Source organism: Acinetobacter legionensis, assembly GCF_048551735.1.
GTDB lineage: Bacteria > Pseudomonadota > Gammaproteobacteria > Pseudomonadales > Moraxellaceae > Acinetobacter.
Genome location: NZ_JBIMBV010000071.1, coordinates 1 through 996 on the forward strand (window position 1 = coordinate 1; position 996 = coordinate 996).

The 996-nt window shown below is 41.1% G+C and carries 1 pseudogene; it reads left to right on the forward strand.

The features are described from left to right. Positions 1–996 (forward strand): annotated as a pseudogene (locus ACG9ZL_RS21020) (TipJ family phage tail tip protein); the annotation flags it as partial.

Here is a 996-nt window from a genome sequence, read left to right on the forward strand (position 1 = left end):
TATCAAGTATTGCTGGTCGAGTTGTTACTGTAGTATCTGCATTCGATTCTGTCGCAGTGCAGAACGTGTGGGTGATTGATGCACAAGATTTAGCGACAATGAAATTTCGTGTCGTTTCAATCTCACAAGACGAGCCACACCAATTCACAATTAATGCTATTCAGCACAATGATTCGAAATATGATGCCATTGATCATGGTGCGTTTATTGATGATCGACCTATATCAATTATTAACCCTACAACCCAAGCACCAGTTGAATCAGTCACGATTTCGAGCGAACAGATGGTTCAGCAGGGAATGTCAGTTGAAACTATGGTGATCAGTTGGCCACAAGCCAAAGATGCTACCAAATACCAAGTGGAATGGCGTAAAGATAACGGCACTTGGTTAAAGCTACCCTTAACTGGAAATAATTCGGCAGAAATAGCTGGTATTTACGCAGGGCAATATGAGGCGCGAGTAATTGCAATCAGTGCTTTTGATATTTCCTCATTACCAACCTATTCAGTACTAACTGAATTAAAAGGCAAGCAAGGTAAACCACCAAAGTTAGCAAATCTTCGTGCTGAAGGGATTTTATTTGGCATGAAATTAAACTGGTTGTTTCCAGCGGTGGGTGCACTTGATACCGCCTATACTGAAATTGAAGTTTCACCAGATGGAACCTCAAACATTGCTCAACTCGGTTTGTTTGCTTATCCAACAACCGTTCACACCATTCAAGGTATGCAGCCAAACTTACGCCAGTATTACCGAGGTCGTTTAATTGATCGCATCGGCAATGTGGGCGATTGGTCAGATTGGGTCAGTGGTGTGACTTCCGCTGATGCTTCCGATGTACTTGATCTTTTAAATGAGCAAATCACTGAAAGCCAATTGCATAAGGACTTACAGACCAAGATTGATCACATTGAAAATATTGATACTGATATTTCAGGGCTTAAAACATCTGTACAACAAGCGAAAGAGTTAGCTCAAAAAGCAAATGATGATT